Here is a 24,292-nt window from a genome sequence, read left to right on the forward strand (position 1 = left end):
GCTCCGGTCATGGTGACCCCGGGGCCGCTTGCCAGCGATGCTGGTGGATCTCGGCGGCCCGCGAACGTGGCGGCCATGAACGACACACGACAGGGTGGGCCAGCGCATGGAAGGCAATCTGTTCTCTCTCGCCGGCATCGACGGCAGCGGGAAGAGCACGCAGGTCCACCTCGTCACCCAGGCGTTGCGCGATGAGGGTCTCGACGTCGTCTCCGCGAAGACCGAGCTCTGGGCCACGGACACCGTGTTCGAGTTGGCGCGATCACTCACAGGTGACCCCCACGATTACCACCCCCATGTTCCCGCCACTCTGCGCGAGTTCGTGGTCGCCTGCGATGTCGCGACCTCCTATCGCAGGCACATCGCGCCTCTGCTGGCGGCGGGCAGGACGGTGATCTGGGACCGGGGCCCGCTGTGCTATCGCGCCTACGCACGTGCCTACGAAGCCGATCCTGAGTGGATCACGCCGGTGCACGACATGGTGCCGTGGCCGGTCCGAACCTTCCTGTTGGAGCTCGACGCCGACACGGCATGGCTCCGAGTGCTGTCCCGGTCGGAGAAGCCGAGCCAGACAGACGAAGCTCCCGAGTTCCTCCGGAGTGTTCGCCGGGCCTACCTCGAGATCGCCCAGCACGCGCCCGTGACGGTGATCGACGCCTCCGCATCGACAACCGCGGTGACCGATCGGATCGTCGCCGGCATCCTGGCCGTCGTCACGACGTGAGCCTGCGCGACGTCGACCCCTGGAGTTCGCGCTCTCCCACGAGGAGTCCTGGGCGTCCGGGGACACCGCCACCGCGTCGCGCGCTGTCCCGGTCTGGGAGGATGCGGCCTCGTGGGTATGCAGATCACGCCGTCGATCCTCAACGCCGACTTCTCCCGCCTGGGCGAGGAGGTGGCTCGGATCCCCAGCGCCGACTGGGTGCACGTCGACGTGATGGACAACCACTTCGTGCCGAACCTGACCTTCGGGCCCACGATGGTCGAGGCGCTCGCGCGCAGCACCGACATCCCGCTGGACGCCCACCTCATGATCGAGGACCCCGACCGGCACGCCCCGGCCTACGTCGAGGCAGGCTGCGCGTCGGTCACCTTCCACGTCGAGGCCGCGAAGGCGCCGGTGCGGCTGGCCCGCGAGATCCGCGCCCAGGGCGGGCGCGCCAGCATGGCGCTCAAGCCCGCCACCCCGATCGAGCCCTACGAGGACATGCTCGCCGAACTCGACATGCTGCTCATCATGACCGTCGAGCCCGGGTTCGGCGGCCAGAAGTTCCTCGACCTGTGCCTGCCGAAGATCCGCCGCGCCCGCGCGATGCTCGACCGCCACGGCATCGAGACCTGGCTCCAGGTCGACGGCGGCGTCTCCCTGGAGACCATCGACCGCTGCGCCGAGGCCGGCGCCGACGTGTTCGTCGCCGGCTCGGCCGTCTACTCCGCCGACGACCCCGACGCGATGGTGCGCGCGCTCAAGGCGACGGCCGAGCAGGCAGCTCGCTGAACGAGCGACCCGCGTCGGTCGAGACCACCAGCCGCCCGTCGGCGGTCGTCACCCACAGCAGCCCCCGGGACGCCGCGCCCACACTGGTGAGGCCCGGACCCTCGGCGTCCGGGACGGCGTAGGGCGTCCAGCGCGCCACGGTGCCGGGGTCGCTGGCCCACAGGCCGCGGAACAGTGTCGCGGTCTCCTGCCCGGCCGCGTCGCGCCAACCGGTCACCAGCGCCAGGGTGCGATCACCCGCCGTGACGAGGCCGGCGACCTCGGGCGTCTGCCCGTAGCGCGCGAGACCGGCGATCACCTCCGGCGGGACGGCGATCGGTGCCGGCGGCGCAGTCGCGCCCGCTTCGTCCAGGACGCCGTCCCGGACGACCAGCACGCGCCCGCCCCGGCGCTGCCAGTACGCCGTCACCCGGACGCCGTCGCCGCTGCGGGTCAGCTCTGCGGCGACCAGCCGGGCGTCGTCCAGCGGTGAACGCGCCGCAGCGGCGGCGTCGGAGATCTCGGTGATCGGAGTGTCGGACCCCGCGGACGGCGTCGCCTGACACCCGGCGAGGAGGGGGAGTGCGACAGCGACGATGGTCGCGCTGACCAGCGGAAACAGGCGGGAGCGAGGGGAGCGGCGAGGCATGCCGCTGCGACGCCGTCCGCGCCCGTTCGGTTGCCCGGTGAGCGGTCTCACGCCCCGGTCGGGGCCGACCGCCCCGATCGTCGTGGCTATGCTGACCCCACGAGCGAAGCTTCGCTCGCGTGCTCTGGGGTCGGTGTAAGTCCGAACCGGCGGTGAAAGTCCGCGACCCGGTCACCGCCAGTGACCGGTTGACCAGGTGGAACTCCTGGACCGACGGTGAAAGTCCGGATGGGAAGCGCACGCACAGTTGGTCCGTTCGACGCCCTGACGCGTCGCGCGCCCACCAGCCGTGGAGACCCTCGAGTCCGTGAGCGGACCCGAGGAAGGACCCGGCTGATGACCACGGCGAGCCCGCTGAGCGAGCGTGCGGCGATGCTGCGCGCCCTCGAGCTCGCCGCCACCCCCGGTGTGCCGCTCGCCCCGAATCCGCGGGTCGGCTGCGTCCTGATCGACACCGAGGGCGCGGTCGTCGCCGAGGGCCACCACCGCGGCGCGGGCACGCCGCACGCCGAGGTCGACGCGCTCACCCGTGCCGGCGAGCGTGCCCGCGGCGCCACCGCCGTCGTCACCCTCGAGCCGTGCAACCACACCGGTCGCACCGGCCCCTGCGCCCAGGCGCTGCTCGCCGCCGGTGTCGCCCGTGTCGTCTACGCGCAGGCCGATCCCAACCCGGCCGCCGCCGGGGGAGCGGCCACCCTGCGCGCTGCCGGTATCGAGGTCGAGGGCGGGCTGCTCGCCGAGGAGTCCGCGGCCCTCAACCGGGCCTGGACCTTCGCCGTCACCCACGGCCGCCCGTTCGTCACCTGGAAGTTCGCGGCCAGCCTCGACGGTCGCAGCGCGGCCGCCGACGGCACCAGCCGCTGGATCACCTCCGCCGCCGCGCGCCGCGACACCCACCGGTTGCGGTCCTTGAGCGACGTCATGCTGGTGGGCACCGGCACCGTGCTGGCCGACGACCCACGGCTCACCGTCCGCGATGCCGACGACCGGCCGCTGCCCGTCGCGGAGCAGCCGCTGCGCGCGGTGATGGGGCTGCGCGACATCCCGCCGTCCAGCCGCGTGCTCGACGACGCCGCGCCGTCCCTGCTGCTGCGTACTCGCGACCCGCGCGAGGCCCTCGAGCAGCTGCACGCCCGCGAGCACCGGCACGTGTTCCTCGAGGGCGGCCCGCGCCTCGCGGCCGCGTTCGTCGCGGCCGGCCTGGTCGACGAGATCGTCGCCTACGTCGCCCCCGTGCTGCTCGGCGCCGGCCCCGCCGCGGTCGCCGACCTGGGCATCACCGGCATCGCCGAGGCGTTACGGCCCGAGGTCGTCGACATCGCCGTCCTCGACCCCGACGTCCGCTTCACCCTCCGTCCCGCAGCCCCCGGCTCACCCCTCACCGCACCGTCCGCAGGAGGCAACTGACATGTTCACCGGCATCGTCGAGGAGCTCGGCACCGTCGCCGCCATCGAGGAGCAGGGCGACGCCATCCGGCTCACCATCCGCGCCACCACCGTGCTCGAGGACGCCGGCCTCGGCGACTCCATCGCCGTCAACGGGTGCTGTCTGACCGTCGCCGAGCGCACCGAGGACACCTGGACCGCCGACGTCATGCAGGAGACCCTCGACAAGACCAGCCTCGCCTGCATCGCGCCCGGCGACCGGGTCAACCTCGAGCGGGCCGTCACCGCGCACACCCGCCTCGGCGGGCACATCGTGCAGGGCCACGTGGACGGCGTCGGGCACGTCGTGCGCCGCAGCCCCAGCGAGCACTGGGAGGTCGTCGAGATCGCGCTGCCGCCCGAGCTGGCCCGCTACCTGGTCGACAAGGGCTCCATCACCGTCGACGGCATCAGCCTGACCGTCGTCGAGGCCGGCGCCGAGTCGTTCACCGTCAGCCTCATCCCCGAGACGCTGGCCCGCACCACGCTGGGGTTCCGCCAGCCGGGCGACCGGGTCAACCTCGAGACCGACGTCATCGCCAAGTACGTCGAGAAGCTGCTGGGCGGGAGGGCCTCATGAGCGCCTTGAGCGGCCTCTACGACGCCTCGGTGTCGATCGCGGGCCACCCCATCACCTGGCGGGAGATCCTGGGCAACGCCTTCGGCTTCGCCTCCGCCGTCGGCGGCCTGCGCCGCCGGGTCTGGGCCTGGCCGGTCGGCATCGTCGGCAACGCGCTGCTGTTCACCGTCTTCCTGGCCGCCACCGTCGAGGCCGACGCCCAGGTGCCGCTGTTCGGCCAGGCCGGTCGCCAGGTGCTCTTCATCGCCGTCAGCGTCTACGGCTGGCAGCGCTGGCGCGCCGCCCGTGCGGCCGGTGCGGCCGGCGCGGCCGGTGCGGTGGACGCCGCGGTGACGCCCCGCTGGGCGACCGGTCGCGAGCGCACCGCCACGCTGCTCGCGGCCCTGGCCGGCGTCCTGGTCTGCCAGCAGCTGTTCGCCGTCCTCGGCGCCGGCTGGCCGGCCCCGCGCTGGTACTTCTGGTGCGACGCCTGGATCTTCGTCGGCTCGGTCGTCGCCACCTACGCGATGGCGCGCGGGTGGACCGACTTCTGGCTGGCGTGGATCGCCGTCGACGCCGTCGGCGTGCCGCTGCTGTGGCACTCCGGCTACTACCCGACCGCCGTCCTCTACCTCGTCTACGGCGGCCTGGTGATCTGGGGCTTCGTCGTCTGGCTGCGGGTCGCCCGCGGCGCCGACACCCCACCCGCGCAGGGCGCGGACCCGATTTCGAGCAGCACCCCCACGAAGCAGGTGACCCTATGAGCACGACCATCCGTCTCGACTCCGTCGAACGGGCCATCGCCGACATCGCCGCGGGCAAGGCCGTCGTCGTCGTCGACGACGAGGACCGCGAGAACGAGGGCGACATCATCTTCGCCGCCGCCAAGGCGACCCCGGAACTGATGGCCTTCACGATCCGGCACTCCAGCGGCGTCATCTGCGTGCCGATGCCCGGCGAGATGCTCGACCGGCTCGAGATCCCGCTGATGACCCCGCACAACAAGGACGCCTACCGGACGGCGTACACGATCACCGTCGACGCCCGCGACGGCGTCACCACCGGCATCAGCGCCGCCGACCGCGCCCACACCGCGCGGGTGCTGGCCGACTCGGCCACCGAGCCGTGGGAGCTGACCCGGCCCGGGCACGTGCTGCCGCTGCGCTATCGCGAGGGCGGTGTGCTGGTGCGCCGCGGTCACACCGAGGCCGCCGTCGACCTCGCGCGGCTCGCGGGCCTGACGCCGGCCGGCGTCCTGGTCGAGGTGGTCAACGACGACGGCACCATGAAGCGCGGACCCGAGCTGCGGGCCTTCGCCGACGAGCACGGTCTGGCGATGATCTCCATCGAGGACCTCGTGCGCTACCGCCGGCGCCACGAGACCCACGTCGAGCGCGCCGCCGTGACCCGGCTGCCCACGAAGGCCGGCGACTTCACCGCGGTCGGCTACCGCATCACCGTGGACGGCTCCGAGCACATCGCGCTGGTCTACGGCGACCTGGAGAACCTCGCCGACGGCGAGCCGGTGCTCACGCGGGTGCACTCCGAGTGCCTGACCGGCGACGTGTTCGGCTCGGCGCGCTGCGACTGCGGCCCCCAGCTGGAGGAGGCGATGGACCTCGTCGTGGCCGAGGGCCGCGGCGTCATCGTCTACCTGCGCGGCCACGAGGGTCGCGGCATCGGCCTGCTCGCGAAGCTGCAGGCCTACCAGCTCCAGGACGGCGGTCGCGACACCGTCGACGCCAACCTCGACCTCGGCCTGCCCGCCGACGCCCGCCACTACGGCACCGCCACCCAGATCCTCAAGGACCTCGGCGTCACCTCGGTGCGGCTGCTGACCAACAACCCCGAGAAGGTCGACAGCCTCGAGGACTACGGTGTGGCGGTGGTCGAGCGCGTGCCGCTCACGCCGCGCGCCAACGACCACAACCTCGCCTACCTGCTGACCAAGCGGGACCGCATGGGGCACCTGCTGCCCGACCTCGAAGGAGTTGCACGATGAGTGGAGCCGGCGCACCGGCCACCGAGCCGATCGACTGCGGCGACCTGCGGGTCGCCGTCGTGGCGGCCTCCTGGCACCCGGTCATCATGGACGGCCTGATCGCCGGAGCGCAGAAGGCGCTGGCCGAGTACCGCGTCGAGAACGCGCCGGTGCTGCGCGTGCCGGGCACCTTCGAGCTGCCGGTGGTCTGCGGCACGGTGGCCGGCCAGGGCTACGACGCCGTCATCGCGCTCGGCGTCGTCATCCGCGGCGGCACCCCGCACTTCGAGTACGTCTGCAACGCCGCCACCGACGGTCTGGGCCGGGTGGCCCTCGACCACACGGTCGCGATCGGCTTCGGCGTCCTCACCTGCGACAACGAGCAGCAGGCCATGGAGCGTGCCGGTCTCGCGCACTCGCGCGAAGACAAGGGCTACGAGGCCGCCTCCGCGGCCCTGCAGACCGCGCGGCTGCTCAAGGACATCCGCAAGGCCTGACCGGCCGGTGGCTGAGGTGCGACGAGCGCCAGCGAGGAGCCTCGAAGCCCGGTGAGACGGACGCCGTCCGGTACGGGCGGTCTTGCGGGTGCGGGGGTCTCGCGGCTCGCTGCGCTCGCACCTCGACCACCGGAGCGGCTCGCTGCGCTCGCACCCCGACCGATCGTTCCGGTTCCCGGCCGGTGGCTGAGGTGCGACGAGCGCCAGCGAGGAGCCTCGAAGCCCGGTGAGACGGACGCCGTCCGGTACCGGCAGGTTTCGGGGGATTCAGCCCGCGCGCCACTCCGAGCGGGTCAGCGCGTAGGTGAAGGAGTCGCACCAGCCCAGGGTGCGGTGCAGGGCGTCGTCCTGGGCGTGCGCCTCGCGGCGCATCCCCAGGCGCTCCATGAGGCGCCAGGACGGCGTGTTGCCGGCGAAGCAGACGGCGGTCACGCGATGCATCGCCAGAGCGTCGAAGGCGATGCGCAGCAGCAGGCCGGCGACCTCGGTGCCGAGCCCACGTCCGTGCACCTCGCCGGCCAGCACCCAGCCGATCTCGGCGTGCGTGCCGAGGGCCTCGGCGGCAACCTCGGCCTGCGCCCAGGAGTTCTCGACCCGCAGCATCGCCTCGCCGACCACCGCGCCGTCCACCTCGACGATCAGGGTGTGGGGCAGGCGGGCCGGGTGCAGGAAGCGCTCGCGGTGGGCGGTCAGGTCGGCCGGCGCGGCGGGGAGCCAGTGGGTGACCTGCGGGTCGCGCCAGTAGGCCCAGGTGGCCTCCAGATCGTCGGGGCCGGCGGGGCGCAGGAGCACCCGCTCGCCGGTGAGCGGCCAGCTGAGGTCGGTGAGGGCGGGTCGGCGATCCGAGGTCACGCACCGATCCTTCCACGGGCACCGAGGCGGGGCGTGAGACCGCCGGGGCCCGGGGTGGAGCGACGCCGTAGGCTTGCCCGACGTGAAGACGTTCGACGAGCTGTGGACCGAGCTGTCCGAGAAGGCGCGCACCCGACCCGAGGGGTCGGGCACGGTGCGCCACCTCGACGCCGGCGTCCATGCCATCGGCAAGAAGCTCGTCGAGGAGGCCGCCGAGTCCTGGATGGCCGCCGAGCACGAGGGCAAGGAGCGCACGGCCGAGGAGATCAGCCAGCTGCTCTACCACGCCCAGTGCCTGATGCTCGCCAGCGGTATCGGGCTCGCCGATGTCTACGAACACCTGTGAGGTCCCCTGTGTCCCTGCTGCGCATCGCCGTCCCGAACAAGGGATCGCTCTCCATCGCCGCCTCCGACATCCTCCGCGAGTCGGGCTACCGGCAGCGTGACGACGCCAAGGTCCTGAGCCTGGTCGACGCCGAGAACGGCGTGGAGTTCTTCTACCTGCGCCCGCGCGACATCGCGCTGTACGTCGGTGAGGGCACCCTCGACATCGGCATCACCGGCCGCGACCTGCTCCAGGACTCCGGCGCCAAGGCCGAGGAGATCCTCAGCCTCGGGTTCGGCCGCAGCCGCTTCCGGTTCGCCGGCCCCGCGGGCCGCTACACGAGCCTGGAGCAGCTTGCCGGCACCCGCATCGCGACGTCCTACGTCGGCGTCGTGCGCCGCTTCCTCGAGCAGCGCGGCATCGAGGCCACGGTGACCCGCCTGGACGGCGCCGTCGAGACCTCCATCGCGCTCGGCGTCGCCGACGTCATCGCCGACGTCGTCGAGACCGGCAGCACGCTGCGGCGGGCCGGACTGGAGGTCTTCGGCGAGACGATCCTGGAGTCCGAGGCCGTCCTCATCAGCCGCACGGGCTCGGTGCCTGCCGGGTTCGAGCACTTCCAGCGCCGCATCGAGGGCGTGCTGGTGGCCCGGACCTACGTGATGATGGACTACGACATCCCCACCGACCGGCTCCCCGAGGCCGTGCGGCACACGCCCGGCATCGAGGGCCCGACGGTGGCCCCGCTGCACAAGGAGGGGTGGTCGGCGGTCCGCGCCATGGTGCCGCGTGAGGGGGCGCAGCGGCTCATGGACGACCTCTACGACCTCGGCGCCCGCGCGATCCTGCTGACGGACATCCATGCCTGCCGCCTCTGACGGCCTCGGCCTCGTGCTGCCGCACACCTGGCGACCGCTGGGCCCGCGCATCGTCGGCGCCATCCTCGGCGTCGGCGTCCTCGTGCTGTTCGTGGCCTCCTGGTACACCTTCCCGCCGGAGACCCGGGCGAAGTTCACGCTCTTCCAGCTGTGCACGATCTTCTTCCTCACCGGCCTCGGCGCGCTCTGCATGTACGCCCTGACCCGATCGCGCGCGGTCGCGCGGCGGGAGGGGCTCACGGTGGTCAACGGCTTCCGCAAGCACCAGCTCGCCTGGGCCCAGATCGTCGCCGTCCGGATGCCGCCCGGCGCGCCGTGGGTCACCCTCGACCTCTCCGACGGCACCACCCTGCCGCTGATGGCGATCCAGGGTTCGGACGGCGGTCGCGCCCGCGTCGCCGTCCGGCAGCTGCGGGCGCTGGCGGGCGAGCTCTCGCGCTGACCCGGGTGCCGGCCCGCGGACGTCGTCCCATCGGCACCTCCCGTCACACCGGACAGGCGGAACTGCCCGGAATCGGGCTATCGGCGGGCGATGTCGGCTGGTTTCCCCGGCCGGCCGGGGAAACTGGCCGCCGCCTCAGACCGCCCGCACCCCCCACGTCGCCGCGAACTCCTCGCCCGGCGCGAGCACGACGAGGTGCTCACCGGAGTTGAAGGCGTCGGCGGGGGCGGTCATCGGCTCGATGGCGAGCGAGCGCCGCTCGGTGGCGGGGTTGCCGCGGGCGGTGAACAGCTGGACGACGTGGTGGTGGGCGTCGAGCCAGACGGCCACCCCGGCGCCGGTGGACGGATCGCGCAGCTCGACGGTCGAGCGTCCCTCCTCGTCGCGGGCCAGATCGGTGAAGGCCGCGTCGAGGTCGAGGTCGCGGATCGGTCGCGGTACCCGGAAGTCGACCGGCGTCCCCTCCACCGACTCGCGTCCGACCGGCAGCAGCCGCTCGTCGAGCACGTAGCGCGTGCGGGCGGGCAGGAGCAGCTCCCAGTCGTCGACGAGGCCGTCGCCGACGCACAGGTAGGGGTGCGCCCCGCTGGCGTACGGAGCGCTGGAGGCGGCCTGGTTGAGCGCCGACTGGGTGACGGTCAGGCCGTCGGCCGACAGGTCGTAGACGACGGCGAGGTCGAGGGTCCAGGGGTACCCGGCCTGCGCCATGCAGCGGTACCGCAGGCTCACCGAGTGGTCGGTGTGCTCCTCGAGCGTCCAGGCGACCCAGCGGGCCAGGCCGTGGGAGGCGTTGGCACGGGCGGGCTCGGTGTGGGCGAGCTGGTAGCTCGTGCCGTCGTGGTCGTAGCGGCCGTCGCGGATGCGGTTCGGCCAGGGCATGAGGATCTGTCCGCGGCCTCCGTCGGCCATGGCGTCCTCGGGGAAGCCGGCGACCAGCGGACGGCCGTCGTGCTCGAGCACCCGCAGCGCCGCGCCGCTCTCGGTGACGACGGCGCGGTAACCGGCCGCCGCGATCTCGAACTGGTCGCCGCTGGGTGGGAGCATGCCGGTCAGCCTAGGACGATGCTGTGGTGATGATCCGGTCGGCTCGCGACCTGGTCGCCTCCTGCTCGAAGTGGCGTTCCTCGGCCTGCCACCACCGTGCGAGCGCGACGGCGGCCGCCGCGCCGTCGCGTTCCAGTCCGCGCCGGTGACGCTCCTCGACCGGCGCCTCGACCCACACCAGCAGGCTCAACAGCGGGGCCAGGCGTGCCTGGCCGCTGCCGACCCCCTCGAGCACGATCAGGGGCGCCGGCACCACGACGACGTCGTCGCCGAGCCGATCGCGGTGCCAGTCCCACCGCGCCACCCGGCCGGTGCCGCCGTCGCGGAGAGGCGCGAGCAGCTCCTCGACGAGCGGACCGACCTCGTCGAGACCGTCCCAGCCCCGGTAGAGCTCGTCGAGACGCACCACGGGCGCGCCGGCCGCATCGGCGAGGCGGTCGGCGAGGGTGGTCTTGCCCGAGCCGGACGGACCGTCGATGCCGAGCACCCGGGTCGTGCCCAGCCGAGCCGGGCGCCGACGCACGGTGTCGAGGAGGTCGTCCACCAGCCCGGGATCGAACCCGGGATAGAACCCTGGATCGAACCCGGTGCCGGCATCGGGCGGGGGTGAGGACGACGACACCCCGTCACCCTCGCACAGGTGAGGGTGACGGGGTGTCCTGTGTCGCGCGACCTCCGCTGCGGTCGCGCCGACCTCGGTGGGCTCAGGAAGCGGCCGCTGCCGCTTCGACGGCGGACCCCGAGGCCTGCTTGTTGAACCGGTCGTCGAAGTAGGGCGCCACGTCGACCTTGCCGGGCAGGAGCCCGGCGGCGGTGAACGCGTCGGCCATCTCCTGCTCGGAGTCGATGACGGACTGGTCGATCGGCACCACGCTGACCGGACGCTTCTGCACGGCCGCCTCGGTGATGGTCGGGGCGATGTCGAGCTGGGTGGCCCAGATCTTCGCCCACTCCTCGGCGTGGCTGCCGGTCCACAGCGCCGCCTTCTGGATGCGGGTGAGGAAGTCGCCGAGGGCGGCGGCCGTGGCCTTGTCGGCCAGGGCGGCGTCGGAGGCGACGTTGAAGCTGAGGCCGTTCATGACCTTGCGACCGTCGGCGAGCACGCGGGCGCCGTCCTCGAGCACGGCCTGGGAGGTGTAGGGCTCCCAGGTGGTCCAGGCGTCGAGGTGGCCGGCGCTGAACGCCGCTAGGGCGTCGGCCGGCTGCAGGTTCTGGATCTGGACGTCGGAGTAGGAGACGCCGCCCTCGTCGAGCAGGCCGAGCAGGTTGTAGTTGGCCGAGCTGCCCTCGGCCACCGCGACCTTCTTCCCGGCCAGCTGCGACACCGAGGTCAGCGAGGAGTCCTTCGGCACCAGGATGGCGTCGCCCTGACCGGTGTAGCTGGTGGCGCTGACGATCTTGAACTTGCTCTTCGCGGCGGCCGCGAAGATCGGCGGCGTGTTGCCGACCTGGCCGACGTGGACGGCGCCGGCGTCGAGGGCCTCGAGGATCGGCGGGCCGGAGGTGAACTGCTTCCACTCGATCGTGTACGGGGTGTCGTCGAGCCCGGCGGCCTTCAGCACCGCCTGCGCGCTCGTGCCGCGCTGGTCGGCCACGATGAGGGTGACCTTGGAGAGGTCGACGGTGCCGTCGGAGGACACGGCGTCCTCGTTGCCGGTCGTGTCGTCGCCGCAGGCGGTGAGGCCGGCGGCGAGGGCGAGTCCGGCGGTGGCGCCCAGCAGGCGTCGTCGGGTGATCATGCTGCTCCTTGATGATGGCGGGGCGGGGTCGGTGCGGGGGACCGGTCGTCGACCGGGGTGCGGTTCGGGTTGGGCGGCAGCGGCTGCACGCCGAGGGAGGCGAGCACCTCGTGACGCACCTGCGCGATCTCGGGGACGGCGTGGTCGCGGTCGGTGCGCGGCATCTCCAGGCGCCAGCTGCCCGCCGCCCGCCCCTCGTCGAGGACGATGAGGCGGTCGGCCAGCGCGATGGCCTCGTCGACGTCGTGGGTGACGATGAGGATGGCCATGCCGTGGCGTCGCCACAGCTCGATGACCAGCTGGTGCATCTCGATGCGGGTGAGCGCGTCGAGGGCGCTGAAGGGCTCGTCGAGCAGCAGCAGCGAGGGGTTGCGCACCAGGGCGCGGGCCAGGGAGACCCGCTGGGCCTGACCGCCGCTGAGCTGGCCGGGCCACGCGTCGAGCTTGGCACCGAGGCCGACCTCGGTGAGGGTCTCGGCCGCGAGGCGTTCGCGCTCGCCGCGCCGCGCGCTGTTGAGCAGGGCGAGGGCGACGTTGCGCTGGACCCGCTGCCAGGGCAGCAGCCGCGGTTCCTGGAAGGCGACCGCGGTGGTGCCGCGCACCTCGACCTCCTCGCGCGGGGCGGGGTCGAGGCCGGCGAGGCTGCGCAGCAGGGTCGACTTGCCGCAGCCGCTGCGGCCGAGCAGCGCCACGATCTCGCCCGGGGCGATATCGAGGTCGATGCCGCGCAGCACGTGCAGGTCGCCGAAGGAGCGGTGGTGGCCGCGCACGCGGGCGACGGGGCCGGTGGCCCCGGGTGCGTCGGGTGCGTCGGAGCCGGTGGTCTGGGCGGACGTCGCGGACGTCGCCGACGTCTCGGCGGGGCGGCGGTTCAGGAGCGCCATGCCAGCGCCCTCCTCTCGATGATGCGGACGACGCCGTCGGTGACCAGGCCGAGCACCGCGTAGACCACGAGCACCACGACGACGATGTCGGTCTGGCCGAACTCGCGGGCCTGGTTGATGAGGTAACCGAGCCCCGAGCTGGCCGCGATGGTCTCGGCGACCACGAGGGAGAGCCAGGCGATGCCGAGGCTCTGGCGCAGGCCGGTGAGGGCCGAGGGGAGCGCACCGGGCAGGACGACGTAGCGCACGCGCTGCCACCAGGTCAGCGCCATGGCGTCGGCGGCCTCGAGGATGCGCCGGTCGATGCCGCGGATGCCCGCGAGCGTGGTCAGGTAGATCGGGAACAGCACACCGAAGGCGACGAGGTAGACCTTCGGCTCCTCGCCGACGCCGAACCAGATGATGAACAGCGGTACGAGCCCCAGGTGCGGGAGCGTGCGCAGCGCCTGCATCGGCGGGTCGATGGCGTCGTCCAGGAGCCGGCTCAGGCCCGCCAGGAGGGCGAGCACGAGCCCGGTGACCAGGCCCAGGCTCAGGCCGATCGCGACCCGCTGCACTGAGATCAGGGTCTCCTGGCCCAGCGTGCCGTCGGCGATCAGGTCGCGGGCGGTGGCCGCGATCGTGGCCGGGGAGGCCATGGTGTCGGCCGAGAGCAGTCCCGCGGACGACGCGGCCTGCCACAGGGCGATGAGGATGATGGGGGAGACGAGGCGGCGTAGGAAGGTGAGCGGTGCCGACCGGCCCCGGGCCGACCCGGGGGAGCGGTGGGTGCTCCGGCGCCGGGCGGAGGAGGGGCGTGTGACCGCGGAGGCCGTCGACCCGTCGACTGTCGTGGTCATGACAAGTATGTCTAGACAACTAGTCCAGTTAGGGCAAGTCGGGCGGCGCGTCGATCAGCCCACCCCACCCACCGGGGTGGGGTGGGGTGGGGCGGTGACACGATGGAGCGATGGGAGACCACCACGGGCCGCAGGATCCGGTCGACGGGGCCCGCCGCCGCACCCTGCTGAGTCCCGCGGCGCCCGACGACACCGGGGCCAGCGACCCCGCGGTGGACGCTGCGCTGTCGGCCTTCGAGGCCGCCCCCGACGATCCCGAGCGCTACCTCGACGCCCTGGCCGCCCTGGCCGTCTCCCGCGTGCTGGTGCCCGTCGTGGCCGTGCTCGGCGAGATCGAGTACGACGAGGCCGGCCTGGCGCGGGACAAGTCCAGCGACATGGCCGCGGTGCTGCTCACCGGTGCCGACGGCCGGCGCGCGCTCCTCGCGTTCACCGGCACCGCGTCGATGGTGCGGTGGAACCCCGAGGCCCGGCCCGTGCCGGTGCCGGTCGCCCACGCCGCGCTGGCCGCCGTCCAGGAGGACGCCGCGGCGCTGCTGGTCGACGTCGCGGGCCCGGTGCGTTTCGTGGTCGAGGGGGAGGACCTCCAGGCGCTCGCCCGCGGATGGCGCATCGCCCGCCTCGGTGCGGAACGCGGCTGGATCGCCCCCGCCTGATCCCCGCCTGCCCCCGGCCGGGCTCGGCAGGTCTCCCGCCCGCTTTCGAGGATTCGCCCGGCCGGGAATCCCTCCGGTAGCATGCGGTGTTGACCGATCAGTACGTCGTGCCCCGAGCCCCGGCCCGGAGTCGGCGCACCGATCCACAAGCGGGGACAGCACGTCCGTCTCCCACCCGCATCGACCGCGAGGTCGTCGGGTCCGGTCCGAGAGCAGGGCTCTCATGAGGTGCATGCCTCGTGGTGTCTCGCTCCTGGTGGTTCCCCCGTGGTGGGGAGTCGTCCGACTGGCCTCCGCTTGCGTCACAGCGGAGGCTTTCGTGTTCTCCGGCCCGATGCAGCGAGCATCCGGCCGCGACCGCGGACTCCGACCCCATTCCCACCAGGAGGACACATCAGCACCGAGCTTCGTATCAACGACCGGATCCGCGTCGCGGAGGTCCGGCTCGTTGGCCCCAACGGCGAGACCGTCGGCATCGTCCCTACCGCCGACGCGCTCCGGCTTGCCCAGGAGGCTGACCTCGACCTCGTCGAGATCGCCCCGCAGGGCAAGCCCCCCGTGTGCAAGCTCATGGACTACGGGAAGTTCAAGTACGAGAACGCCCAGAAGGCCCGTGAGGCGCGGCGCAACCAGACGAACGTCGTCATCAAGGAGATGAAGCTTCGTCCCAAGATCGACGCGCACGACTACGAGACCAAGAAGGGTCACGTGGTCCGCTTCCTGCGCGCCGGCGACAAGGTCAAGATCACGATCATGTTCCGCGGTCGCGAGCAGCACCGCCCCGAGCTGGGCTTCCGGCTGCTCCAGCGCCTCGCGGACGACGTCTCCGAGCTGGGCTTCGTGGAGTCCTCGCCCAAGCAGGACGGCCGCAACATGATCATGGTGCTGGGCCCCCACAAGAAGAAGGCCGACGCCAAGGTCGACGCCCAGGCCGCCAAGCAGGCCAAGGCCGACGAGCGTGCCGCCGACGAGGCCGCCGAGCGCGCCGAGCGGGAGGCCGCCCACGCGGCCGGTCCCGTGGCCGCGAAGAAGGAGCGTCGTCGCTCGGAGAACCTCGACCCCGAGATCGACGCCTGACGCACAGCAGACATCGCCGCCGGCGGTGCCGACCCGGATCCGTTCCGGGCAGCACCCCGGCGGCCGCCTGAGCCGGACCGCGGAACTCCGCCCCGGCCCGACACCCGAGAAAGAGATACGAGATGCCGAAGAACAAGAGCCACTCCGGCGCCGGCAAGCGCTTCCGCGTGACCGGCAGCGGGAAGATCCTGCGCGAGAAGGCGGGCAAGCGCCACAACCTCGAGAAGAAGGCCTCGAAGGTGACGCGTCGCATGACCGGCACCACCGAGGTGGCCGCCAACGACGTCCCGCGCGCGAAGAAGCTGCTGGGTCGCTGACCCACACCCGACCCGGATCGACCCGCCGGTCGGCATCGCCCGGCAGAACACCTAGGAGTACAAGATGGCTCGCGTCAAGCGCGCAGTGAACGCCAACAAGAAGCGTCGTACCACCCTCGAGCGCGCCAGCGGCTACCGCGGCCAGCGCTCGCGCCTCTACCGCAAGGCCAAGGAGCAGGTCACCCACTCGCTGGTCTACAGCTACAACGACCGCCGCAAGAACAAGGGCAACTTCCGTCGCCTCTGGATCCAGCGCATCAACGCCGCGGCCCGCGCCCAGGGCATGACCTACAACCGCTTCATCCAGGGCCTGAACCTGGCGGGCGTCGAGGTCGACCGCAAGATCCTCGCCGACCTGGCCGTCAACGACGTCGCCGCGTTCAACGCGCTCGTCGCCACCGCCAAGGCCGCCCTGCCCGAGGACGTCAACGCGCCCAAGGTCTCGGCCTGAGCCACGACCCCGCCCCGCTGAGCGCGAGCAACGCCCGCGTCAAGCAGCTCCGGCGCCTGAGCCGCCGCTCCGAACGATCGGAGCGGCGGCTCTTCCTCGCCGAGGGCCGTAACGCCGTCGAGGCCGCCCTGGCCGCCGGCGTCGTCGAGGAGCTCCTCCTCCAGCCCGACCGGGCGCACCTGCTGCCCGACGTCCCGGACGACGTGCCGACCACCCTGGTCGACGAGCGCGCGATGAAGGCGCTCTCCGACGCCGTCAGCCCGCCGGGACTCCTCGCCCTGTGCCGCTTCCTCGACGTGCCGCCCGCGCAGGCGCTGAGCGGCGGCTGCGTGGTCATCTGCGCCCAGGTCTCCGAGCCGGGCAACGCCGGCACGGTCATCCGCACGGCCGACGCGGCCGGTGCCGGCGGCGTCGTGCTGGCCGGCGACTCCGTCGACCTCTACAACCCCAAGACCGTGCGCGCGAGCGCCGGCAGCGTCTTCCACCTGCCCGTCGCGGTCGGCATCGGCGTCGAGGACGCCGTCGCCGCGGCCCGCGCGGCCGGCTACCAGGTGCTGGCTACCGAGGCGGCCGGCGATCTCGACCTCTTCGCCGCCGACGAGGTGCTCGCGCGTCCGACCGCGTGGCTGCTCGGCAACGAGGCGCACGGCCTCGACCCGGCGATCGCGGCCCTGGCCGACCACCGGGTCTCCATCCCGATCTACGGCGCCGCCGAGAGCCTCAACCTCTCCACCGCCGCCGCGGTCTGCCTCTACGCCACCGCCCGCGCCCAGCGCGGGTGAGCCCGCGTCGCGCGACGTCGTCCTAGAGTGACGGCGTGCCCGATCCGCTCCTCGACGACCTGCCCGACGGGGTGATCGTCGCCGACGCGGCGGGCCGGGTCGTGGCGCTCTCCCGCGTCGCGGCCGCGATGCTCGACGTCGACCCCGAGGCCGCCCCCGGTCGACCGCTGGGGGAGGTGCTGCGCCTGCAGGACCAGGACGGGCGCGACTGGCTCGGCTGCAACACCCCCTACGACGGACTGGCGACGCGCACCGGCGTCCCCGAGCAGTCCTGGCTGCTGCCCGACGGCACCGAGGTGCTGGTCACCGCCAGCATCCGGCGTCCGAGCCTCGCGGTCCCGGTCGAGCGCGTCGGCATCGTGCTGCGCTCGGGCCGCGGGCGGGCCCGCCTCGACCGCGAGCGCTCCGACCTCGTCGCCACCGTCGCCCACGAGCTGCGCTCGCCGCTGACCGGCGTCAAGGGCTTCGTCCAGGTGATGCTGAACCGCTGGGACCGGCTCACCGACGAGCAGAAGAAGCTGATGCTCACCACGGTCGCCGCCGACTCCGACCGCCTGACGCGGTTGATCGCCGAACTGCTCGACGTCGCCCGCATCGACACGGGCCGGCTCCAGCTGCACGTGCGCCCGATCGACGCGGCGACCCTCACCGGTCGTGTCGTCGACGCCGCCCTCGCCTCCGGGCAGGGGGAGGTCGACCTGAACGCCGATGCCGACCTGCCGTCGCTGGGAGCCGACCCCGACAAGTTCACCCAGGTGCTCACCAACCTCGTCGAGAACGGCGTCCGGCACGGCGAGGGCCCGGTCCGGGTGCGGCTCGAGGCGGCCGAGCACGGCGGCGAGCCGGGGGTGCGCATCACCGTCGACGACCAGGGTGAGGGCATCCCGGCCGAGCTGCGGCGCACGGTGTTCACCAAGTTCTGGAAGAACGGCGCCCGCGGCGGTTCGGGCCTGGGACTCTACGTCGTCCACGGGCTGGTGCGCGCGCACGGCGGCACGATCGTCATCGACGACGCCCCCGGCGGAGGCGCCCGGATCCAGGTGTGGTGGCCGGCGTCCGACCTGGGGTGAGGGCGAGGCCGACGTCCGCCGACGGAACCGGTTCGCGCCCGGGTCGGCGCACTTCCTAAGATTGGCCGGTCGCCCGCACGGGCGACGCACCGCTTACGTGGAAGGCCGACATGTCGGGACCGAACACCCAGTACGACCCCGTGGAGGTGACCCCGTTGCAGCCGGCTGAGATCGACGCCGCCCGCGACGCCGCGCTCGCCGCCATCGCCGCCGCGGGCGACCTGGAGGAGCTCAAGCAGGTCCGGCTGGCCCACGCCGGCGACCGCTCGCCGCTGGCGCTGGCCAACCGGGAGATCGGCGCCCTGCCGCCGCAGGCGCGCAAGGAGGCCGGCCAGCGCGTCGGCCAGGCGCGCGGCGCCGTCAACCAGGCGCTCGCGGCCCGGCAGACGGTGCTCGAGGCCGAGCACGAGGAGCGGATGCTCGTCGAGGAGACCGTCGACGTCACGCTGCCGGTCGACCGTGAGCCCGTCGGCGCCCGCCACCCGCTCACCACCGGTGCCGAGCTGATCGCCGACATCTTCGTGGCCATGGGCTGGGAGATCGCCGAGGGTCCGGTCATGGAGGCGGAGTGGCTGAACTTCGACGCCCTCAACCTCGGCCCCGACCACCCGGCTCGCACCATGCAGGACACCTTCTGGGTCGCGCCCGCCGACAGCGGCGTCGTCCTGCGCACCCAGACCTCCCCGGTGCAGGCGCGCTCGATGCTCACCCGCACACCCCCGATCTACGTGGCGTGCCCCGGGCGGGTCTTCCGCACCGACGAGTACGACGCCACCCACAGCCCTGTCTTCCACCAGGTCGAGGGCCTGGCGATCGACGAGGGTCTGACGATGGCCCACCTCAAGGGCACCCTCGACCACCTCGTCTCCAGCCTCTTCGGCGAGGGCATCTCCACGCGCTTCCGGCCCTCGTACTTCCCCTTCACCGAGCCGTCGGCCGAGATGGACATGATCTGCTTCGTCTGCGGCGGTTCCGCACTCAACGCCGAGGGCACCGACGCTTGTCGCACGTGCCGCGGCGAGGGCTGGATCGAGCTCGGCGGCTGCGGTGTCGTCAACCCGCGCGTGCTCATCGCCTGCGGCGTCGACCCCGAGCGCTACACCGGCTTCGCGTTCGGCTTCGGCATCGACCGCATGCTCATGTTCCGCTCCGGCATCGACGACCTGCGCGCCTTCTGGGAGGGCGACGTCCGATTCACCACTGCGTTCGGGAGCGAGCTGTGAAGGCACCCCTGTCCTGGATCCGCGAGTTCGTCGACCTGCCGGCCGAGCTGACGACCGAGCACATCACCGACCGCCTCACCGCGCTCGGCCTCAAGCTCGAGGCGATCGAGTCGCCGGGCAGCGAGATCACCGGTCCGCTCGTCGTCGGCCGGGTGCTCACCCAGGAGCCCGAGCCGCAGAAGAACGGCAAGACCATCAACTGGTGCACCGTCGACGTCGGCGACGCCAACGGCACCGGCGAGCCCCAGGGCATCGTGTGCGGCGCCCACAACTTCGGGCCCGGCGACCTCGTGGTCGTCGTCCTGCCCGGTGGGGTGCTGCCCGGCGGGTTCGCGATCTCGGCGCGCAAGACCTACGGCCACGTGTCGTCCGGCATGATCTGCTCGGCCGCCGAGCTGGGCATCTCCAGCGACCACGACGGCATCATCGTGCTGCCCGAGGGTGTCGCCGAGCCGGGCGACGACGCCCGGCCGCTGCTCGGGCTCGACGAGGAGATCATCGAGTTCGAGATCAATCCCGACCGCGCCTACGCCCTCTCGATCCGCGGCCTGGCCCGCGAGGCCGCCCTCGGCTTCGAGGCGCCGTTCCGCGACCCGGCCGCCCGCGACACCCCTGCGGCCGACGGCGCCGGCCACCCGGTCGTCATCGACGACACCGAGGGGTGCCCGCTCTTCGTGGCCCGCACGGTCAGCGGCTTCGACCCGACCGCGCCCACGCCGGACTGGATGGTCCAGCGCATCACCGCCGCCGGCATGCGACCGATCTCGCTGGCCGTCGACATCACCAACTACGTGATGCTCGAGCTCGGCCGTCCGATCCACGGCTACGACGCCGACAAGGTCACCGGAGCGCTGCGGGTGCGCCGGGCCGAGCCCGGTGAGCGGCTCACCACCCTCGACGGCACCGAGCGCGAGCTCCACCCCGAGGACCTCGTCGTCGCCGACGACACCGGGGCGATCGGTCTCGGCGGCGTCATGGGCGGGGAGTCCACGGAGATCTCCGACACCACCACCCGCGTGCTGGTCGAGGCGGCCCACTGGGACGCCACCTCCATGTTCCGCACCGGCAAGCGGCAGCGCATCTCCTCCGAGGCCGGCAAGCGCAACGAACGAGGCGTCGACCCCGCCATCACCGAGGCCGCGGCCGACCGGGTCGTCGAACTGCTCGTCGCCCACGGCGGCGCGACCGCCGAGCCGGGCGTCACCGTCGTCGGCTCGGTGCCCGAGCGCACGGCCATCGAGACCGACGTCGACCTGCCCGCGCGCATCAGCGGCATCGCGGTCTCCGACGACGACACGGTGCGCTACCTGCGGGCCGTCGGGTGCACGGTGACCGTCGACGGCGGCCGCCTCAGCGCCGTCCCGCCGACGTGGCGCCCCGACCTCAACGACCCCTTCGACCTCGTCGAGGAGGTCGTGCGCATCGTCGGCTACGACCAGGTGCCTTCGGTGCTGCCGACCCCGAACGCCGGCCGCGGCCTGACCCGCGAACAGCGCCTGCGCCGTCGGATCGGTCGCACCCTGGCGGCGTCCGGCTGTGTCGAGGTGCTGAGCTTCCCGTTCGCGGGCGAGGCGACCTTCGACGCCCTCGGGCTGCCCGCCGACGACCCGCGCCGCAGCACGGTGCTGCTCGCCAACCCGATCTCGAGCGAGGAGCCCGGGTTCACCACGACGCTGCTGCCCGGCGTCCTGCGCCAGGCCGCGCGCAACCTCTCGCGCGGGCGCAACGGGGTCGCGCTCTTCGAGACCGGCGCCGTCGCGGTGGCCGACGGTCCCGTCAAGGCGCCGATCTACGGCGTCGACCGGCGTCCCTCCGAGGCCGAGCTCGAGGCCCTGCTGGACGCCATCCCCGCCCAGCCGCTGCACCTCGCGGTCGTGCTGGCCGGCGAGCGGGAGCCCGGCGGCTGGTGGGGCGCCGCCCGTCCGGTCGGCTGGGACGACGCCGTCGGCGTCGTGCGGCGCCTGGCCGGCGAGCTCGCCGTGCCGATCGAGGTGCGCTCGGCCTCGCTGGCGCCCTGGCACCCGGGGCGCTGCGCGGAGATCCTCACCGGCGGTGTCGTGATCGGCCACGCCGGCGAACTGCACCCGCGGGTCTGCGCCGCGTTCGGCCTGCCGGCCCGTGCGGCGGCGGTCGAGCTCGACCTCGACGTCCTGATGGCCGCCGCGCCCGCGGTGGCGCCGGCGCCGTCCTACTCCACCTTCCCGGTGGCCAAGGAGGACGTCGCGCTCATCGTGGAGGAGACGGTCACCGTCGCCGCCGTCGAGGCGGCGCTGCGCGACGGTGCCGGCGAGCTGCTGGAGTCGGTGCGCCTCTTCGACGTCTACCGCGGCGAGCAGATCGGGGAGGGTCGCAAGTCGCTGGCGTTCGCGCTGCGCTTCCGCGCCCCCGACCGCACGCTCACCGACGAGGAGACCGTGAGCGCGCGGCAGGGGGCCGTGGCGGCCGCCGCGGCTGCCACGGGTGCCGTGCAGCGCGCCTGATCCGAGGGGCGCGGCCCGACGCGCGCGAGGGTGCGGCCGGCGGTCACTCGATCGCCGGCCGCACCGCCGCCTCGAACGCGGCGATCGCGTCCGGATCACCGGTGCGGCGGACGGCGTCGTCCGGCAGGCGCTTCCAGAGCCAGCGGTCGACGACCGACGCCGGACCGCTGATCGCGGCGACGGCGTCGAGCGGTTCCCGTGGATCGAGCAGGAGGACGTGCGGTCCGCTGAGGTCACGGCCGTCGGCGCGGACGCCGGAGAGCGAGCCGGGCTGGGTCCACCACGTCGTCCCGGTGTCGGTGAGATGCACCGCGACCACGCCGCAGACCGGTGTGAAGTCGATCCCCGCGGGCGGGAGTCCGCCGTACATGACGTCGAGGGCCTCGGCCACGCCGTCGTCGGCCAGGGCCGGATGCGGTTCGGTGACCGGCAGGCCGGCCGTCAGCTCGGCGTCCACACGATGGATCAGCGCCTCGTGCGCCTGACGCCGCAGGGTGAACCCGACGGTCTGCTCCGCCGCCCACGACCACGCCGGTTCGCCCGGGTCGGCGTCCTGGAGTTCTCGCCGCAGCGCGGCGCTCGCCTCGGTGAAGGCCGCCAACAGCGCCGTCCGGCCCTCGGGGCGCGTTCCGGCGGCCTCGACCGGCTCGGCGGGCCGGGTGCGCACGACCTCGGCCCAGAACCGCTGCACCTCGGTGAGGTGCCACAGCAGGTCGTCGGCGGACCAGTCGGGACAGGTCGGGACGACGGCCCCGGAGGGCGCAAGCGCCACCGCCTCGGCGAACCGGGCCGACTCGTCGTGGAGGGCGGTCAGGTACAGCTCAGGGGAAGGACGCACCCCGGCACCCTAGGCACGGTGCCGGTTCGGCGGCCACGCGATAACGGGCGGGTGCCGCTACAGCCGGCTCGCGGCGTCGCGGTCGAGGAACCAGACGGTCTCGTCCTCGCCGCGGACCCCCGCGGCCGGGACGTCGACCCGGCTCGGCGTCGGGTCGGCGAGCGCGGCGGCCACGGCGTCGGCCTTGCCCTCGCCGCTCACCAGGAACCAGACGCTGCGACTGCGGGCCAGCGCCTCGAAGGTGAAGCTGATCCGCTCCGGCGGCGGCTTGGGGGAGTCGTGCACCGCGACCGCGATGTGATCGGTCAACGCGGCGTCGGGGTGGTGCGGGAACAGCGAGGCGATATGGGCGTCGGGGCCGACGCCGAGCATCAGCAGGTCGAACCCGCCCGAGCCGTGCTCGCGGACCGCCTGCTCGAAGGCTGCGGCCGCGGCGTCGACATCGGCGACGTCGTCGGTCGAGGGCATCGCATGGATGCGGTGCGCCGGCACCCCGAGCGCGTCGAGGAAGGCCGCGCGGGCCTGACCCTCGTTGCGGTCGGGGGAGTCGGCGGACACGAACCGCTCGTCGCCCCACCAGAAGTCGACCGCACCCCAGTCGACGCCCGAGGCGTCGGCGATGACCGCGATCTGGCGGTGGATGGCCTCGGCGATGGTGCCGCCGGTCAGGCAGATCTGCGGGACGTGCCCCGACGCCTGCGCCTGGTGGATGCGGTCGAGGAGCTCCCCGGCGACCGCGTGGGCGAGGGTGTCGGCGTCGGGGTGGACCTCGATGCGCGGCTCGGCGCTCATCGGCCGGCCTTCTTCGCGGTGGCCTTCTTCGCGGCGGTCTTCTTGGCGGCGGTCTTCGGGGCCGCCTTCTTCGCCGTCGTCCTCTTGCCAGCGGTCTTCGTGGCGGTCTTCGTCAACGCCCGCACGGTCGCGGCGTAGACGTCGTCCTCGTCGAGACGGCGCAGCTCCTCGGCGAGCAGCTCGTGCGGGGTGCGGCGCTTGAGCGCGATCGGCCGATCGGGGTGGGCCGGGGTGGCGAAGGTCGCCAGTCGTCCGTCGGTGCGGGTGATGCGCACCGGGCCCGATCGGGTGGTGAGCTCGACCTCGGTCAGACCGGGGCCGTCGGAGACGGTGCGCTCCACCGGCACCTTGAGGCGATCGGCGAGCCAGGCCACCAGCAGGTCGGCGCTGGGGTTGATGCGTTCGGCGCTCACCCGGGCCGCGGTGACCTTGGCCGGCGACTGGTCGAGTGCCGCCGCCAGGAGCGCCCGCCACGGCGTGAGCCGGGTCCAGGCGAGGTCGGTGTTGCCGCGGGTGTAGGCGGTGCACTGCGTGTGCAGTGCCTGCGCCCGTGCCTTGGTCGCGGCGGCGGAGTCGGTGATGCGGCGCTGGGCCAGCGCCCCGAGCGGGTCGGACGCCGGGTCGGCGGGCGCGTCGACGGGCCACCACACGACCACCGGGGAGTCGGGCAGCAGCAAGGGCAGGACGACGGACTCGGGGTGCTTCGCGGCCTCCCCGGTGAGCCGGATCAGCGCGGTCTCGCCGGCCCAGCCGTCGCCGATGCCGACCTGGGCGTTGACCCGGCCCGCGCCGCGGCCGTTGCCGAGGATGACCCCCAGCACCCGCGCGGGGTGCTCCTGGGAGGCCTCGCGTGCGGTCTCCATGGCCTGGGTGGCCTGCTCCTCGTCGACGACGAAGACGAGGGTCAGCACCATGCCCATCGCCGGGGAGCCCGCCCGGGTGCGAGCGCGGACGAACTCCGCGGCGATCGCGGCGGAGGTGGTGTCGGTCAGTTCGATCATGAGGTCCTCCCCGG

28 protein-coding genes and 1 riboswitch are annotated in these 24,292 nt (G+C 73.2%); of the genes, 18 read left to right on the forward strand and 10 right to left on the reverse strand.

Features of this window, described 5'->3' with window-relative positions; all coding sequences use genetic code 11:
• Window positions 1–106: 106 nt before the first annotated feature.
• Both ABD671_RS17330 and rpe read left to right on the forward strand, forming a co-directional pair.
• On the forward strand, window positions 107–724 hold the full coding sequence (locus ABD671_RS17330) for a dTMP kinase (RefSeq protein ID WP_344734691.1): 618 nt from the start codon (window positions 107–109) through the stop codon (window positions 722–724).
• Window positions 725–841: 117 nt separating this feature from the next.
• Window positions 842–1,498, forward strand: a complete 657-nt coding sequence (rpe, locus tag ABD671_RS17335) for a ribulose-phosphate 3-epimerase (protein ID WP_344735020.1) — start codon at window positions 842–844, stop codon at window positions 1,496–1,498.
• On the opposite strand, the gene ABD671_RS17340 is transcribed toward rpe, so the two are convergent.
• A complete protein-coding gene (locus ABD671_RS17340) occupies window positions 1,467–2,126 on the reverse strand; it encodes a beta propeller repeat protein (RefSeq protein WP_344734692.1) in 660 nt (219 codons plus the stop codon). The two genes, rpe and ABD671_RS17340, sit on opposite strands and share 32 nt — an antisense overlap.
• Window positions 2,127–2,241: 115 nt before the next feature.
• Window positions 2,242–2,371: riboswitch (FMN riboswitch) on the forward strand.
• A gap of 91 nt (window positions 2,372–2,462) precedes the next feature.
• Here ABD671_RS17340 and ribD point away from each other — a divergent pair.
• Genes ribD through ribH form a run of 5 tightly spaced genes read left to right on the forward strand, consistent with a single transcriptional unit; the run spans window position 2,463 to window position 6,588 of the window.
• Complete coding sequence (gene ribD / locus ABD671_RS17345) at window positions 2,463–3,533, forward strand: bifunctional diaminohydroxyphosphoribosylaminopyrimidine deaminase/5-amino-6-(5-phosphoribosylamino)uracil reductase RibD (protein WP_344734693.1); 1,071 nt, start codon at window positions 2,463–2,465, stop codon at window positions 3,531–3,533.
• A 1-nt stretch (window position 3,534) separates the two neighbouring features.
• The gene (locus ABD671_RS17350; RefSeq protein ID WP_344734694.1) at window positions 3,535–4,131 is read left to right on the forward strand and encodes a riboflavin synthase; all 597 of its coding nucleotides are present in this window, start codon (window positions 3,535–3,537) and stop codon (window positions 4,129–4,131) included.
• A complete protein-coding gene (locus ABD671_RS17355; RefSeq protein ID WP_344734695.1) occupies window positions 4,128–4,874 on the forward strand; it encodes a nicotinamide mononucleotide transporter family protein in 747 nt (248 codons plus the stop codon). Before ABD671_RS17350 ends, ABD671_RS17355 begins: the two co-directional genes overlap by 4 nt.
• On the forward strand, window positions 4,871–6,112 hold the full coding sequence (locus ABD671_RS17360) for a bifunctional 3,4-dihydroxy-2-butanone-4-phosphate synthase/GTP cyclohydrolase II (RefSeq protein WP_344734696.1): 1,242 nt from the start codon (window positions 4,871–4,873) through the stop codon (window positions 6,110–6,112). The genes ABD671_RS17355 and ABD671_RS17360 overlap by 4 nt, the downstream gene beginning before the upstream one ends.
• Window positions 6,109–6,588, forward strand: coding sequence for a 6,7-dimethyl-8-ribityllumazine synthase (ribH, locus tag ABD671_RS17365; RefSeq protein ID WP_344734697.1), 480 nt, complete (start codon window positions 6,109–6,111; stop codon window positions 6,586–6,588). Before ABD671_RS17360 ends, ribH begins: the two co-directional genes overlap by 4 nt.
• Window positions 6,589–6,855: 267 nt before the next feature.
• On the opposite strand, the gene ABD671_RS17370 is transcribed toward ribH, so the two are convergent.
• Window positions 6,856–7,440 (reverse strand): GNAT family N-acetyltransferase, encoded by a 585-nt coding sequence (locus ABD671_RS17370; protein WP_344734698.1) that lies wholly within the window; start codon window positions 7,438–7,440, stop codon window positions 6,856–6,858.
• An 82-nt stretch (window positions 7,441–7,522) separates the two neighbouring features.
• On the opposite strand from ABD671_RS17370, the gene ABD671_RS17375 reads away from it, so the two are divergent.
• From ABD671_RS17375 to ABD671_RS17385, 3 genes are read left to right on the forward strand one after another with little or no spacing between them, the layout of a single operon-like run.
• Entirely contained in the window at window positions 7,523–7,786 is a 264-nt protein-coding gene (locus ABD671_RS17375; protein ID WP_344734699.1) for a phosphoribosyl-ATP diphosphatase, read from the forward strand.
• Window positions 7,787–7,800: 14 nt separating this feature from the next.
• Window positions 7,801–8,643: an ATP phosphoribosyltransferase gene (hisG, locus tag ABD671_RS17380; protein WP_344735021.1), complete on the forward strand. Its 843-nt coding sequence runs from the start codon at window positions 7,801–7,803 to the stop codon at window positions 8,641–8,643.
• Window positions 8,627–9,085, forward strand: coding sequence for a PH domain-containing protein (locus ABD671_RS17385; RefSeq protein WP_344734700.1), 459 nt, complete (start codon window positions 8,627–8,629; stop codon window positions 9,083–9,085). The genes hisG and ABD671_RS17385 overlap by 17 nt, the downstream gene beginning before the upstream one ends.
• A gap of 135 nt (window positions 9,086–9,220) precedes the next feature.
• On the opposite strand, the gene ABD671_RS17390 is transcribed toward ABD671_RS17385, so the two are convergent.
• The 5 genes from ABD671_RS17390 to ABD671_RS17410 form a co-directional block, all read right to left on the reverse strand.
• Entirely contained in the window at window positions 9,221–10,129 is a 909-nt protein-coding gene (locus tag ABD671_RS17390; RefSeq protein ID WP_344734701.1) for an aldose 1-epimerase family protein, read from the reverse strand.
• Window positions 10,130–10,139: 10 nt separating this feature from the next.
• Window positions 10,140–10,673 carry a uridine kinase family protein gene (locus ABD671_RS17395; protein ID WP_344734702.1) on the reverse strand — a complete coding sequence of 178 codons (534 nt, stop codon included), beginning with the start codon at window positions 10,671–10,673 and terminating at the stop codon, window positions 10,140–10,142.
• A gap of 160 nt (window positions 10,674–10,833) precedes the next feature.
• A complete protein-coding gene (locus ABD671_RS17400; RefSeq protein WP_344734703.1) occupies window positions 10,834–11,868 on the reverse strand; it encodes an ABC transporter substrate-binding protein in 1,035 nt (344 codons plus the stop codon).
• On the reverse strand, window positions 11,865–12,752 hold the full coding sequence (locus ABD671_RS17405) for an ABC transporter ATP-binding protein (RefSeq protein ID WP_344734704.1): 888 nt from the start codon (window positions 12,750–12,752) through the stop codon (window positions 11,865–11,867). Before ABD671_RS17405 ends, ABD671_RS17400 begins: the two co-directional genes overlap by 4 nt.
• On the reverse strand, window positions 12,740–13,591 hold the full coding sequence (locus ABD671_RS17410; protein ID WP_344734705.1) for an ABC transporter permease: 852 nt from the start codon (window positions 13,589–13,591) through the stop codon (window positions 12,740–12,742). The genes ABD671_RS17405 and ABD671_RS17410 overlap by 13 nt, the downstream gene beginning before the upstream one ends.
• Window positions 13,592–13,701: 110 nt before the next feature.
• Between ABD671_RS17410 and ABD671_RS17415 the strand changes: the two genes are divergently transcribed.
• From ABD671_RS17415 to pheT, 8 genes are all read left to right on the forward strand, one after another.
• Entirely contained in the window at window positions 13,702–14,247 is a 546-nt protein-coding gene (locus ABD671_RS17415; RefSeq protein ID WP_344734706.1) for an SseB family protein, read from the forward strand.
• 270 nt (window positions 14,248–14,517) lie between these two features.
• Window positions 14,518–15,324 (forward strand): translation initiation factor IF-3, encoded by an 807-nt coding sequence (infC, locus tag ABD671_RS17420; RefSeq protein ID WP_344734707.1) that lies wholly within the window; start codon window positions 14,518–14,520, stop codon window positions 15,322–15,324.
• 122 nt (window positions 15,325–15,446) lie between these two features.
• Complete coding sequence (gene rpmI / locus ABD671_RS17425; protein WP_344734708.1) at window positions 15,447–15,641, forward strand: 50S ribosomal protein L35; 195 nt, start codon at window positions 15,447–15,449, stop codon at window positions 15,639–15,641.
• 64 nt (window positions 15,642–15,705) lie between these two features.
• Window positions 15,706–16,092 (forward strand): 50S ribosomal protein L20, encoded by a 387-nt coding sequence (gene rplT / locus ABD671_RS17430; RefSeq protein WP_344734709.1) that lies wholly within the window; start codon window positions 15,706–15,708, stop codon window positions 16,090–16,092.
• Window positions 16,093–16,109: 17 nt separating this feature from the next.
• Window positions 16,110–16,874: a TrmH family RNA methyltransferase gene (locus ABD671_RS17435; protein WP_425574936.1), complete on the forward strand. Its 765-nt coding sequence runs from the start codon at window positions 16,110–16,112 to the stop codon at window positions 16,872–16,874.
• A gap of 35 nt (window positions 16,875–16,909) precedes the next feature.
• Window positions 16,910–17,944, forward strand: a complete 1,035-nt coding sequence (locus ABD671_RS17440) for a sensor histidine kinase (protein WP_344734711.1) — start codon at window positions 16,910–16,912, stop codon at window positions 17,942–17,944.
• A gap of 110 nt (window positions 17,945–18,054) precedes the next feature.
• Window positions 18,055–19,167: a phenylalanine--tRNA ligase subunit alpha gene (gene pheS, locus ABD671_RS17445; RefSeq protein ID WP_344734712.1), complete on the forward strand. Its 1,113-nt coding sequence runs from the start codon at window positions 18,055–18,057 to the stop codon at window positions 19,165–19,167.
• Window positions 19,164–21,647, forward strand: a complete 2,484-nt coding sequence (gene pheT, locus ABD671_RS17450) for a phenylalanine--tRNA ligase subunit beta (protein ID WP_344734713.1) — start codon at window positions 19,164–19,166, stop codon at window positions 21,645–21,647. The genes pheS and pheT overlap by 4 nt, the downstream gene beginning before the upstream one ends.
• 43 nt (window positions 21,648–21,690) lie before the next feature.
• Here pheT and ABD671_RS17455 read toward each other — a convergent pair whose 3' ends face one another.
• From ABD671_RS17455 to ABD671_RS17465, 3 genes are read right to left on the reverse strand one after another with little or no spacing between them, the layout of a single operon-like run.
• Window positions 21,691–22,485, reverse strand: a complete 795-nt coding sequence (locus ABD671_RS17455) for a maleylpyruvate isomerase family mycothiol-dependent enzyme (protein WP_344734714.1) — start codon at window positions 22,483–22,485, stop codon at window positions 21,691–21,693.
• A gap of 57 nt (window positions 22,486–22,542) precedes the next feature.
• On the reverse strand, window positions 22,543–23,277 hold the full coding sequence (gene pgl / locus ABD671_RS17460) for a 6-phosphogluconolactonase (protein WP_344734715.1): 735 nt from the start codon (window positions 23,275–23,277) through the stop codon (window positions 22,543–22,545).
• A complete protein-coding gene (locus tag ABD671_RS17465; RefSeq protein WP_344734716.1) occupies window positions 23,274–24,278 on the reverse strand; it encodes a glucose-6-phosphate dehydrogenase assembly protein OpcA in 1,005 nt (334 codons plus the stop codon). The genes pgl and ABD671_RS17465 overlap by 4 nt, the downstream gene beginning before the upstream one ends.
• Window positions 24,279–24,292 lie beyond the last annotated feature (14 nt).

The organism is Nocardioides fonticola (assembly GCF_039536805.1).
GTDB classification, from domain to species: domain Bacteria; phylum Actinomycetota; class Actinomycetes; order Propionibacteriales; family Nocardioidaceae; genus Nocardioides; species Nocardioides fonticola.